Below are 11,582 nucleotides of genomic sequence, written 5' to 3' on the forward strand. Positions count from 1 at the left end.
TAACCAAGCAGTACCCCTACCTCATGGCGCACTGGGCCTGGGTCCACTCCTTTTGGTGACCAGGAATGACAAGAGCCGTGTAACGGGAGACTGTTACGCACGGTTCCGTGGGAGCCCGGGGGTGAGACTCCCCCGGGCCACCCGACCGACGGCCTTCTTCGCGAAGGAACAGCAGTGACCCAGAAGTATGAGCTCATCAATCGCGAGGAAGGCAACTATCCCATCTCCTCGATGTGCCGCTGGTCGAAGGTATCCCGATCGGGCTACTACTCCTGGAGGGATAGGCCTCAGTCCCGCCGGGATATCAGGAGGCAGGAACTAGCCTCCATGATCGAGACCGAGTTCAAGGCCTCCGATGGAACCTACGGCTACCGCCGTATCACCGCCCGGCTGGGGCGCCGGGGAGTGAGCACCTCAGGCGACACCGTGCGCGGCCTCATGCGGCGGGCCGGCCTGGTGGCCACCTGTCCGCGCCGAAAGGTCCTTACCACCACCCCGGCCGCCGACCTGGGAGTCAGACCCGACCTGGTGGAGCGCGACTACCGCCGCTAAGACACCGGGAAGGAAATGGGTGGGAGACATCACCCTGTATCCGCACCTGAGAGGGATTCGTCTACCTGGCCACCGTCCGAGGTCGAACGCGAGCTCCTGGGAGACCAGAAAGCAGCCTGACCAATACAACAACCACAGTCCGAAAACACCCATCACTCCAAGGGCCAACGCCCTTCTCAAAGGATTCAAAGCCCCGAGAAAAGAAAGTCAGCCCGGACCCTTCCGCGACAACATCCATAGCCCTCGCAGCCCTAGTCATCCTCCACCTCCACAACCAACCCCGATGAGAAAGGCTCATGTGACAGGTTCCACAAGTTGCGAACCCGCCCCCACATCGACCCAGAATTCCCGGGATGTTGGCATCGCGCGCGAAAGCTATGACGCTGTCCGGGTGATCCACCTGAACGATAACAGGCTCGTCTGCCGAGAGGCTAAAGGTTATGGTTGGAAGGCGCCCACAAAAGTATCTTCATGAATTGCCGCCAGCCATTACCTGTTTCCTAGATGAAATGAAAGAACCGAAGATGATGAGCCCGCCGGCGGCCGCACTGAATATCACGGCTACCTGTGTGCCCATAAGGGACCCCAGAATCCCGGCGCGAAAGTTTCCCAACTGCGGACCGGCCATGGAAATGATGTTCTGAACGCTTCCCACTCGACCGAGCGAGGCGGCTGGTGTCTGCACCTGCACTACCGTCTGTTGAATAATTACGGACCACACATCCAGTGCGCCCATCGCAAGTATCGCTGCTAGGGCCACCGAGAGAGTGGAGGTCATTCCGAGAATCGCGACTACTGCACACCAGAGGCAGGCGATAGTCACGACCGCCTTGACTGGCTGGCGAATTCGCTCAAGTTGGCCGGAAAAAATTGTCCCTAAGAGCCCTCCAACACTTAGTGTCGTCAATAGTGAACCGTAACTTGTGGCATCTCCTTCTAATATCTCTTCGTTCAGAGCGGGAAGTAAAGCCGTAGGTAGGGCGATGGACGTGGCCAAGAGATCTGTGAGCAACACTGTGCGAACATCATGCATATTCCAGGTAATTTTGAGGCCGGAAACAATAACTGAGATGCCCGGTCTTTCTTGAGATGCTGCCTCAATGTTTGGTAGGGTTGCAATAGATAGGAAATACGGGATGAGTGCTGTTGCGTGGATGGCAAATATTAACCCTATTGCACTTTTATCAAGCAGTAAACCGCCCAGGATTGGGCCAATAATTTGCCCCATGTTCATGCTTAACATGTAGAGACTCATCGCAGCCGGGATAGAAGAGTTGGCTAATAGGTGGCTGATGTATGGACGCCGAGTGGGGGATGTAATTGCGCCGAATGCTGACTGAGCAAAAAGTGCGGTATAGAACAGTATTAGCGAGAAGCCTATGAGGACTGTTGTCACCAAGAGAGCCGAGGCCACCACGACCTGCCCGCCGGCACCGACCAGGCCAAGTCTGCGAGGGCGACAGGTATCGGTTAGTGCTCCGCCGACCAACCCGAATACCAGCGTAGGAAGGCCGATAGCCAATCCAAGGCCGCCGACCGCGAGAGATGACTTTGTCTCATCGTAGACGGTCCAGGCGATCGCCATCTGCATCATTTGAGCAGATACGCTCAAGAGCACCCCAGCTGACCATAGCCGCGCGAATGGGCCCGACTCGTGCAGGGGGCCGGTGTTGATCAGAAGACCCATTCAACCAGTATAAGGGGTAGATCGACGTCAAGCCGCGTCACGCGTAAAGGGTCTCTTCTGTGTTTGGGGGCGCGGTAGGTGGGGCTTATCGGTTGGTTTAGGTGGTTGCTTTGAGTTGGTCCTTGAGGTGTTCGGCGTGGATGAGGTTGCGGGTGGTGTAGTGGGGCAGGTTCCTGAATCCCAGGACGATGCTCGCAGGTGCTCCAGGCGCCCGCCCACGGCCTGGATGGGGCCGTTGGGTGTGTGGGGGCGCTCGAAGTGGGCCAGGATGCCTTGGCTGCGGCTGGTCAGGGTCTTGGCCAGTGCCGTGATCTCCTCCAATCCGGCCGGGATGGGCCGAGCCAGGGAATCGATGGCGCGTTGCATCAGGAATCGTCCCAGGCCGCGGTCCTGGTGTCGGTAGGCTTGGATCGGGCGCTGGTCGATGCCCCAGGTGGCCTGCACAGCCGCGTGGCGCTCGTGGGTGAACAGCTCCTCGAGGCGCTGCGCCTGGGGGTCGATGGACAGGCAGGCCCCGGTGCGCAGAGCGCGCCTGGCCCGGTAGAGCGGGTCGCTCTTGCGGCCCCGGCCCCCGGTGGTCTGGCGCTGGATGCGGCGCCTGCTGCCCTTCGTGTTCATTGTGGTCACCGCAACCTCCATTGAGGGCGTCGCCGGCGTCTACTACCTCCAGCGCGTGGCCCGGGGGCCTGTGGGGTGCTCCCTCCTCCTGGTGTGCTGGGCTGCGGGGACACTTGCGGGTGCCTCGCTGGGGGCGTGGCGCGGACTGAGCCCGGTTCCGTGGCCTGCGTGATCCACGGGGGACGGGGGCCTCGGTGGCGATCCTCATTGAAGGCGCGATCGCCGTGCCCGCGATCATCGCCGTTGTCCTCCTCGCCGGCGGCTTCGCCAATGCCATTCACAACATCGGTGTCCGGGACATGGTCTTTAGCAATGTGCCTGCCCGGCACCTCGGGCAGGCCTGGGCGACGGTGGGGGCCGGATTCTCCGCCTTCTCCGTGATCGGCAACCTGCTGGGAACACTGGACATCTGGGGCGGGGCGCGGCCCGCTGTGCTCATCGCCGGCGCGGCCGGCGCCCTTGCGGCTATTGCCACGATGCTGGTCCACCGCTACCGCCGGTACCCGGCCACTTCACGACGCTCAGGCCGCACGGAGGCCTCGATGATGTGGGGTCGCGAACGGACGCGCCTCCCGGCCTGTCCTGCTGCGCCACGTGATGTCCTTGCCTGCGGGAGAGGTGGGATCCGACCTGCGCCGCGGACGGGGAGGCCAGCGGAGGACGAGGGGCTGACTGGGGCCGGGGACTATCCTCGCCAGCATGCCCTCCTACCGCTCGATCCTCACCGTGACGGCTCTGCACCCCGGCCGCGACCCGCGCGATGTCGAGGCCGCGGCCCGTGGCGCCGTGGCGGCCACCACCATCGTGGAGTCCTTCGACGTCGGCGTCGTGGCCGGGCAGCCGCGCGTGACTGCCCGCTTCACCGCTGACGACGACGCCGAGGCGCGCGAGGTCCACGAGCGCGTCCTGGCCGCGGTGCGCCAGGGCGCCACCGCCCCGCAGGCCGTCCTGGCCCGGGTCAGCGGCGGGCGCAGCGTGCCGGTGCCCGCCGGCCCGTGATCCCGCGGCGCGCCCCGCGAGGCCGCCCCGGGCCGGAGGACGCGCTGCCGAGGCCCTGTGTCTAGGCTCATGAAAGCGCTGTCGCTGTGACGGTTCCCGTGCCCTAAGATGGCACGGATCGACGCCGGCAACGGGCGTCCGCCGGTGCCCGGCGTTTCCACCGACTCAGAACCTATGGGAGCAGCCCCCGTGAAGACCACTGTCGAGAACCTCGATCCCAGCCGCATCAAGCTGACCGTTGAGGTCCCCTACGAGGAGCTCCAGCCCAGCATCAATGCCGCCTACAAGGAGATCGGCTCTCAGATCCAGGTCCCCGGCTTCCGCCCCGGGCACGTGCCCGCCCGGATCATCGACCAGCGCGTGGGCCGCGGCGTCGTCATCCAGGAGGCCGTCAACAACTCGCTGTCCGATCTCTACCGCGACGCCATCACCGAGGCCGAGCGCATCCCCATGCTCCAGCCCGAGGTGGAGATCACCGAGCTGCCCAACGTCGAGGGCGCCCAGGGCGGCGAGCTGGTCTTCACCGCCGAGGTCACCGTCCGCCCCGAGATCGAGATCCCGTCCCTGGAGGGCATCGAGTTGTCCGTGGACGCCATCGAGGTCAGCGACGAGGAGCTGGCTGAGGAGATGGACAACCTGCGGGCCCGCTTCGGCTCCCTGAAGTCGGTGGGCCGCAAGGCCAAGACCGGCGACTTCGTCACCATCGACCTCAAGGCCGTCATCGACGGCGAGGAGGTCGACTCCGTCTCGGGCGTGTCCTACGAGATCGGCAAGGGCAATATGCTCAAGGGCCTGGACACCGCCCTGCGCGGCCTGAAGACCGATGAGTCCGCCACCTTCACCACCGAGCTGGCCGGCGGCGAGCACGCCGGGGAGAAGGCGGAGGTCACCGTGACCGCCACCGCCGTCAAGCAGCGCGAGCTGCCCGAGGTCGACGACGAGTTCGCGGAGATGGCCTCCGAGTTCGACACTGTCGAGGAGCTGCGCGAGGACCAGCGCCGCCAGATCACCGAGCGCAAGACCAGCGAGCAGGCCGTGGCCGCGCGTGACGCGCTTCTGGAGCACCTGCGCGAGTCGATCGACTTCGAGGTCCCCCAGGCCGTCGTCGAGCACGAGGTCGCCCAGCACCTCCAGGCCGAGGGCAAGGAGGGCGACGACGAGCACGGCAAGGAGATCCGTGACGACGTCGCCAACGGCGTGCGCGAGCAGATCATCCTCGATGTCCTGGCCGAGCAGACCGAGGTGGGCGTGAGCCAGGAGGAGCTGTGGGACTTCCTGTTCCAGACCTCCCAGCAGTACGGCATCGAGCCCGCCCAGTTCATCCAGGGCGCCCAGCAGGCCGGCCAGATCCCCGCCTTCGTCTCCGAGATCGCCCGCAACAAGTCCCTGGCCATCGCCCTGCGCCGGGTCAGCGTCAAGGACTCCGAGGGCAAGGACGTGGACCTGAGCGCCTTCATCGGCTCCGATGAGGCCGATGCCGCCGAGGCCGTCTCCGAGGTCGCCTCGCCCACCGACGCCGAGGCCTCCGGCTCGGGCTCCTCGGCGTCCTCCGCCTCCTCGGCCAGTGCCGCCAGCGCGGCCTCCGCCGGCTGAGCCCCACCGCTCCTATCGCCTCGGGCCCCCGCACCGCCTCCGGTGCGGGGGCCCGACGGTGTCCTGTGGGCCGGCCCTCCCGGGGAGCGGCGGGGGCGGGGCGAGCTGCCGGGAAAGGCGGTCCCGGATCTGGGACTAAGGGCTTCACCGGGGGCGGATGCCAACTATGGCATTCTCCACCTTCGCCGGGACGCCGAGGCGCCCGAGGAGGCGGTCATCGGCGGCATGGCGGGGATAGGTGCTCATGGGCGGCGCTGCCGCCGCTGGTGGACGTCCCAGGACGGCGCTCGCGCTCCTTGGAACAATGCCGCTATGGCACGTGTGCTTGTTGTGACACCTCCCCAGGACGTGCAGCCGGTCGAGATCCTTGGCGCCACGGCGGAGGAGGACGATTCCGGCCTGTCGCCCCAGGCGGTCCGCGACGCCCAGCTCATCGCCGACCGCCTGCAGATGCTCATCCCCTTCGATGCCACCCCCGCCCTCTACACCTCGGATCGATCCCCGGACTCCCAGGCCATGGGCCTCATCGCGGAGGCCTTCGGGGCCTGCCCCACCTATCTCAGCGACCTGCGCGCTGCCGGCCCCCTGCACGCGCGGATCGAGGCGCAGGACGGCGCCGCCGTCGTGGGAGGGGGCTCCGTGGGGCTCCCGGGTCCTGCGACGCCACCGGAGGGCCTGCCCCTGGAGCCCGCGCAGGAGGGCATGGGCCCGGCCCATGACGGCGGCGCCCTCGGCGGCCAGGAGGGCCCTGCGCAGGCCCTGTCCTCCCGGAGGGAATGGATGGAGCAGGTCTACCGCGCCACGGCGGTCATCGAGTCCGATCCCGCCGAGCAGCGGATCGTCGTCACCCACGGGGGCGCGTTCAACGGGGTCGTGGCCGCCTGGCTGCGGATCCCGATCGAGGTGTGCTGCCACATGCTCTTCCACGCCCCGCATGGCAGCATCACCGTGCTGGAGGAGGACGGGGCGCAGGACCGGGTGCTGCGCGTCCTGGGCGATACCGCCCACCTCATGGTCTAGGCGCGCCCGGCCGGGCCGGCCCGCTGCGGGCGCGAGGGGACGCTCGGGCCGGCGCCCTCCCGCACGCCCCTACCGGCTGATCCCTCAGCCCTCGTGGCTCCGATCCCCGACCTCCACCATGACCAGCTGCATCCGGCAGGCGGTCACCGCCCTCAGGGCGTGGCGGTCGCCCGGCGCCAGGTAGAGGACGTCCCCGGTGCTCATGCGCTCGGTGCGCTCACCCACGGAGAAGTCCATCTCGCCCTCCAGCAGCGTGACGACCACCGCCCTGGGGGAGGCGTGCTCGGTCAGCTCCTGACCGGCGTCGAAGGTGAACACCACTGTGCGCAGGACATCGTTGTTGACCACCACGCGCGAGGTCGTGGCGTCCCGGCTGACGGGCAGGGCCCCGCTCAGCCCGAGGGCGAACAGAGACTCGGAGACGGGGGTGGTGGGCATGCTGGCTCCTTGCTCGTGGTGGCGCATGACGCGTCCCACTCTAGAGGGCGTTACGGAGAGCGGTGGCCGCCTCCGCCCGGTGCGCCGCATTTCGCTGGGTCAGCCGCATCCCGCCCGGTCAGATCGGGTGCTCTGAGCCAGCATGATGCGTGTGAGCCAGCGGGGATCGTGTGATCGCGCGGGAGGCCGGTCTCCACAATCGAGGCGGTGGCGGGGCCGATCCACAGGGCCGGACGGGTCACCTGCAACCGACCCGTGGACAGGCGCACCGTGGGAGCCATGAACCGCCGGATCGCCTGCCCCCTCGATCTCATCACCCGCCAGGACGCCGTCATGCGGGGAGCACCGGCCGACTCCCTGAGCCGGCGCAGCCGCGGCTCCCAGGCCGACCTCATCTGCCTGCGCCGAGGCGTCTACGCGCGCAGGGACCAGTGGAGGGGCCTGCGCCCCGAGCTCCAGCACCTGGCCCGCATCTGCGCCAGCCGGGCCTCCGGACGGTCGCGGGGCGACGGCGCCGCGCTCGCCCGGGAGTCCGCGGCCATCATTCACGGGCTGCCCATGATCGGCCCCCTGCCCGATCGCCTGCAGTACGCCTCGCCGGGCGCCAGTGGGGGAGAGTCCAACACGATCTCCCGCCTCCTTCCCGCCCCGAAGGGAACCCCGGTGGAGGTGGTGGACGGACTGGTGGTGGTCGACGCGGTGAACACCGCCGCCGAGCTCATGCGCCGCAGGCCCTTCCGCTCCGGCCTGGTCACCGCCGACCACGTCCTGCGCGAGGGCGTGGCCACCGTGGAGGAGCTCACCGGGGTCCTCGCCTCCCGCCCCAGAGGGCACGGCAGTGCCCGGGCCGCGCTGTGCCTGAGGTACGCGGACCCCGCCTCGGAGTCGGTCGGCGAGTCGCTGAGCCGGGCGGTGATGATCGAGCACAGCCTCCCCCTGCCGCGGCTGCAGGAGACCTACCGCGCGCAGGACGGATCAGTCCTGGGGCGGGTGGATTTCGTATGGCCCGGGCACGGGGTCATCGGCGAGTTCGACGGGGCGGTGAAGTACTCCCGCCAGCTCGCCCTCGGCAACCCGTGGCGGACGGCCCAGGCCGAGCGGCTCCGGGAGAACCGCCTGGAGCGCGCGACCGGGATGAGGGTGGTGCGATGGACCTGGAACGACGCCTTCGAGACCGAGCCTCTTCTGAGGACCCTGGCCTCCGTCGGGCTGCTGCCCGGGCACTGACAGGGGCGGGCGCGTTCTGCTGGGTCAGCCGCATCCCGCTCGGTCAGATCGGGCGTTCTGGGCCAGCATGCTGCGTGTGAGCCAGCGGATGCCGGTTCGATAGGAACCTGCGCCGTGGGCGAAAAGGGCGGCAGCGCGGGCATGGTCGCCGTGGCCGGCGGGTTAGCGTTGGCGAGATCCATACGGAAGGACTGACGTGAGCGAGCTCTACGCGCCCGCCGCCCCCCGAGCGGCAGACGGCAACGGTGCGGGCCTCGGCCTGACCGACTCCATCTACAACCGCCTCCTCAAGGAGCGCATCGTCTGGCTCGGCTCCGAGGTGCGCGACGACAACGCCAATGCCATCTGCGCCCAGATGCTGCTGCTGGCCGCGGAGGACCCCGAGCGGGACATCTACCTCTACATCAACAGCCCCGGCGGCTCAGTGACCGCAGGCATGGCCATCTACGACACCATGCAGTACGTCCAGCCCGACGTCGTCACCGTGGCCACCGGACTGGCCGCCTCCATGGGGCAGTTCCTGCTCTCCGCGGGGGCCAAGGGCAAGCGCTACCTCACCCCCCACGCCCGGGTGCTCATGCACCAGCCCTCCGGCGGGGCCGGAGGCTCCGCCACGGACATCCGCATCAACGCCGACCTCATCATCAAGATGAAGCAGGAGCTGGCGGAGATCACCGCTGCCAACACCGGCCACACAGTGGAGCAGATCATCGCCGACTCCGACCGCGACCACTGGTTCTCCGCCCAGGAGGCCCTGGAGTACGGCTTCGTCGACCACATCGTGCGCTCCAGCCGGGAGATCGGCCAGCAGAACGGGGGGAACTGACCCATGACCACCCGCCCCTACTTCGACGCTCTCGCGCGCCAGGCCGAGCGCAGCGCCCAGGTCACGGGCCTGCCCGTCTCCCGCTACGTGCTGCCCCAGTTCGAGGAGCGCACCGCCTACGGCTTCAAGCGCCAGGACCCCTACGCCAAGCTCTTCGAGGACCGCATCGTCTTCATGGGCGTCCAGGTCGACGACGCCAGCGCCGACGACATCATGGCCCAGCTGCTCGTCCTGGAGTCCCAGGATCCCGACGGGCTCATCACCATGTACATCAACAGCCCCGGCGGCTCCTTCACGGCCCTGACCGCGATCTACGACACCATGCAGTACATCAAGCCGCAGGTGCAGACCGTGTGCCTGGGGCAGGCGGCCTCGGCCGCCGCGGTCCTGCTGGCCGCGGGCAGCCCGGGCAAGCGCCTGGCACTGCCCAATGCGCGCGTGCTCATCCACCAGCCCGCCATGGAGGGCATGCACGGCCAGGCCTCGGACATCGAGATCCTCGCCGATGAGATCGACCGCATGCGCGCCTGGCTGGAGGACACCCTGGCCCTCCACACCGGCCGGGACCGCGAGCTCATCCACAAGGACCTGGAGCGCGACAAGATCCTCACCGCGCAGGCCGCCCTGGACTACGGCATCGTCGACCAGGTGCTCACCTCGCGCAAGGCCCCGGCCTCACCGCACTCCTCCTGAGCGCGTGACGGCACGACCGGCGCCCGGCTCCGCGGCCGCCCCCAGGGCGCACCGCGGAGCCGGGCGCCGGTCGTGCGCGGCTGCGCCACAGGGGTGGCCCTGAGGTGAGGAACATGGCATATTGCGGACGGACACGCCGAGACGCCCAGGGCGCGCCGTCCCATCGCACCCGTAGGCTGAGGCCCGGGCCCCAGGGGCCTGGAGGTTACCCCGATCCGGAGGAGATGAAACGTGGCACGCAGCGCTGAGAGCGTCGATCTGCTCAAGTGCTCCTTCTGCGGCAAGAGCCAGAAGCAGGTCAAGAAGCTCATCGCCGGGCCCGGGGTGTACATCTGCGATGAATGCATCGAGCTGTGCAACGAGATCGTCGATGAGGAGCTCAGCGACTCCGGTGCGGGCGTCCCCCTGGAGCTGCCCAAGCCCCAGGAGATCTTCGACTTCCTCAACCAGTACGTCATCGGCCAGGAGGCCGCCAAACGGGCCATGAGCGTGGCCGTGTACAACCACTACAAGCGGGTCCAGGTGCGCGAGCGCTCCGTGGCCGAGGGCGACGGCCTGGAGCTGGGCAAGTCCAACATCCTCCTGCTGGGCCCCACCGGCACCGGCAAGACCCACCTGGCGCGCACCCTGGCCCGGCTCCTGGACGTCCCCTTCGCCATCGTCGACGCCACCGCCCTGACCGAGGCCGGGTATGTGGGCGAGGACGTGGAGAACATCCTGCTCAAGCTCATCCAGGCCGCCGACGGCGATGTCAAGCGGGCCGAGAAGGGCATCATCTACATCGACGAGATCGACAAGATCGGGCGCAAGGCGGAGAACCCCTCCATCACCCGCGATGTCTCGGGCGAGGGCGTCCAGCAGGCGCTGCTGAAGATCATCGAGGGCACCACGGCCTCCGTGCCCCCCGGCGGCGGGCGCAAGCACCCCCACCAGGACTTCCTGGAGATCGACACCACCAACGTCCTGTTCATCGCCGCCGGCGCCTTCGCCGGCATCGAGGACATCGTGCGCCAGCGCCAGCGCAAGGAGTCCGGCTCCCAGTTCGTGGGCTTCGGCGCGGACCTGTCGGCCTCGCGGGATGAGGACGTGTTCTCCTCCCCGGTCCGCCCCGAGGACCTTCACAAGTTCGGCCTCATCCCGGAGTTCATCGGCCGCCTGCCCGTCATCGCCACCGTGCAGAACCTGGGCGTCCCCGAGCTCGTGCGCGTGATGACCGAGCCCAAGAACGCCCTGGTCTCCCAGTACCAGTACCTCTTCAGCCTCGACGGCGTCGAGCTGGAGCTGACCGAGGAGGCCATCGAGGCCGTCGCCTCCCTGGCCCTGGAGCGCCAGACCGGGGCACGGGGCCTGACCTCCATCGTCGAGGAGGTCCTGGGCCAGGCGATGTTCGAAGTGCCCTCCATGCCCGAGGTGGGGCGCGTGGTGGTCGACGCCGACGCGGTGCGCGGTGAGGGCAGCCCCCGCTATGAGGCGGGATCGGGAACCCTGAGAGCCGCCTCGAAGGCGGGGGAGAGGACGCGTACTGCATGAGCGACCAGAGGAGCGCGGGCCACGGCTGGGACAACGTGCCCGTCGTCGGCGGGTCGGCGACCGTCCGCGAGGTGCCCCCGCAACTGGCCCGCTACCGCTCCACCATCGACAACCTCGACGCCGCTCTGGTGCATCTGCTGGCCGAGCGCTTCCGCTGCACCCAGCAGGTCGGCCATCTCAAGGCCGAGCTGGACCTGCCTCCGGCCGACCCTGAGCGGGAGGCCCGCCAGATCGCCCGCCTGCGGGCCCTGGCCCACGAGTCGGGCCTGGACCCGGTCTTCGCCGAGAAGTTCTTCTCCTTCATCGTCGCCGAGGTCATCCACCACCACGAGCAGATCCGCATCGGGGGCGGGCAGGCGCGCTGAGAGCGCCGGTGGGCCGCCCCCACCGGCCGGTGTC

The 11,582-nt window shown here is 68.1% G+C and carries 12 protein-coding genes and 1 pseudogene; 10 read left to right on the top strand and 3 right to left on the bottom strand.

The features are described 5' to 3' along the window. Positions 1–231 precede the first annotated feature (231 nt). Positions 232–552 (top strand): IS3 family transposase, encoded by a 321-nt coding sequence (locus J5X07_RS01875; protein ID WP_279596004.1) that lies wholly within the window; start codon positions 232–234, stop codon positions 550–552. 469 nt (positions 553–1,021) lie between these two features. Here the strand turns inward: J5X07_RS01875 and J5X07_RS01885 are convergent, their stop codons facing one another. Together J5X07_RS01885 and J5X07_RS01890 are read right to left on the bottom strand one after the other, a co-directional pair. After that, positions 1,022–2,239 carry an MFS transporter gene (locus tag J5X07_RS01885; protein WP_208478487.1) on the bottom strand — a complete coding sequence of 406 codons (1,218 nt, stop codon included), beginning with the start codon at positions 2,237–2,239 and terminating at the stop codon, positions 1,022–1,024. A 27-nt stretch (positions 2,240–2,266) separates the two neighbouring features. After that, on the bottom strand, positions 2,267–2,857 hold the full coding sequence (locus J5X07_RS01890) for a transposase (protein WP_243896330.1): 591 nt from the start codon (positions 2,855–2,857) through the stop codon (positions 2,267–2,269). Between the two features lie 194 nt (positions 2,858–3,051). Here J5X07_RS01890 and J5X07_RS13455 point away from each other — a divergent pair. The 4 genes and pseudogenes from J5X07_RS13455 to J5X07_RS01905 all read left to right on the top strand — a co-directional run. Next, positions 3,052–3,381 (top strand): annotated as a pseudogene (locus J5X07_RS13455) (hypothetical protein); the annotation flags it as partial. Positions 3,382–3,556: 175 nt separating this feature from the next. Then, on the top strand, positions 3,557–3,856 hold the full coding sequence (locus J5X07_RS01895) for an FMN-dependent dehydrogenase (protein ID WP_124933256.1): 300 nt from the start codon (positions 3,557–3,559) through the stop codon (positions 3,854–3,856). A 189-nt stretch (positions 3,857–4,045) separates the two neighbouring features. Continuing rightward, positions 4,046–5,449, top strand: a complete 1,404-nt coding sequence (gene tig / locus J5X07_RS01900; protein WP_208478489.1) for a trigger factor — start codon at positions 4,046–4,048, stop codon at positions 5,447–5,449. A gap of 312 nt (positions 5,450–5,761) precedes the next feature. After that, complete coding sequence (locus J5X07_RS01905; protein WP_208478490.1) at positions 5,762–6,469, top strand: histidine phosphatase family protein; 708 nt, start codon at positions 5,762–5,764, stop codon at positions 6,467–6,469. Positions 6,470–6,553: 84 nt separating this feature from the next. On the opposite strand, the gene J5X07_RS01910 is transcribed toward J5X07_RS01905, so the two are convergent. Further along, the gene (locus J5X07_RS01910) at positions 6,554–6,907 is read right to left on the bottom strand and encodes a cupin domain-containing protein (protein WP_124933259.1); all 354 of its coding nucleotides are present in this window, start codon (positions 6,905–6,907) and stop codon (positions 6,554–6,556) included. A gap of 279 nt (positions 6,908–7,186) precedes the next feature. On the opposite strand from J5X07_RS01910, the gene J5X07_RS01915 reads away from it, so the two are divergent. From J5X07_RS01915 to J5X07_RS01935, 5 genes are all read left to right on the top strand, one after another. After that, complete coding sequence (locus J5X07_RS01915; protein WP_243896324.1) at positions 7,187–8,134, top strand: hypothetical protein; 948 nt, start codon at positions 7,187–7,189, stop codon at positions 8,132–8,134. A 196-nt stretch (positions 8,135–8,330) separates the two neighbouring features. Then, on the top strand, positions 8,331–8,960 hold the full coding sequence (locus tag J5X07_RS01920; protein ID WP_124933260.1) for an ATP-dependent Clp protease proteolytic subunit: 630 nt from the start codon (positions 8,331–8,333) through the stop codon (positions 8,958–8,960). A gap of 3 nt (positions 8,961–8,963) precedes the next feature. After that, on the top strand, positions 8,964–9,653 hold the full coding sequence (locus tag J5X07_RS01925; RefSeq protein WP_124933261.1) for an ATP-dependent Clp protease proteolytic subunit: 690 nt from the start codon (positions 8,964–8,966) through the stop codon (positions 9,651–9,653). Positions 9,654–9,884: 231 nt separating this feature from the next. After that, positions 9,885–11,183, top strand: coding sequence for an ATP-dependent Clp protease ATP-binding subunit ClpX (clpX, locus tag J5X07_RS01930; protein ID WP_124933262.1), 1,299 nt, complete (start codon positions 9,885–9,887; stop codon positions 11,181–11,183). Beyond that, a complete protein-coding gene (locus J5X07_RS01935; RefSeq protein WP_124933263.1) occupies positions 11,180–11,548 on the top strand; it encodes a chorismate mutase in 369 nt (122 codons plus the stop codon). Before clpX ends, J5X07_RS01935 begins: the two co-directional genes overlap by 4 nt. Positions 11,549–11,582 lie beyond the last annotated feature (34 nt).

Origin of the sequence: Actinomyces bowdenii (genome assembly GCF_017592395.1) — a bacterium.
Classification (GTDB): Bacteria; Actinomycetota; Actinomycetes; order Actinomycetales; family Actinomycetaceae; genus Actinomyces; species Actinomyces bowdenii.

What these genes read in the sequence shown, in the direction of transcription:
- J5X07_RS01915 (WP_243896324.1), top strand. Translation starts at nt 7,187, where the DNA reads ATGAACCGCCGGATCGCCTGCCCCCTCGATCTCATCACCCGCCAGGAC.
- J5X07_RS01885 (WP_208478487.1), bottom strand. Translation starts at nt 2,239, where the DNA reads ATGGGTCTTCTGATCAACACCGGCCCCCTGCACGAGTCGGGCCCATTC.
- J5X07_RS01910 (WP_124933259.1), bottom strand. Translation starts at nt 6,907, where the DNA reads ATGCCCACCACCCCCGTCTCCGAGTCTCTGTTCGCCCTCGGGCTGAGC.
- J5X07_RS01895 (WP_124933256.1), top strand. Translation starts at nt 3,557, where the DNA reads ATGCCCTCCTACCGCTCGATCCTCACCGTGACGGCTCTGCACCCCGGC.
- J5X07_RS01875 (WP_279596004.1), top strand. Translation starts at nt 232, where the DNA reads ATGTGCCGCTGGTCGAAGGTATCCCGATCGGGCTACTACTCCTGGAGG.
- J5X07_RS01890 (WP_243896330.1), bottom strand. Translation starts at nt 2,857, where the DNA reads ATGAACACGAAGGGCAGCAGGCGCCGCATCCAGCGCCAGACCACCGGG.
- J5X07_RS01935 (WP_124933263.1), top strand. Translation starts at nt 11,180, where the DNA reads ATGAGCGACCAGAGGAGCGCGGGCCACGGCTGGGACAACGTGCCCGTC.
- J5X07_RS01925 (WP_124933261.1), top strand. Translation starts at nt 8,964, where the DNA reads ATGACCACCCGCCCCTACTTCGACGCTCTCGCGCGCCAGGCCGAGCGC.
- J5X07_RS01905 (WP_208478490.1), top strand. Translation starts at nt 5,762, where the DNA reads ATGGCACGTGTGCTTGTTGTGACACCTCCCCAGGACGTGCAGCCGGTC.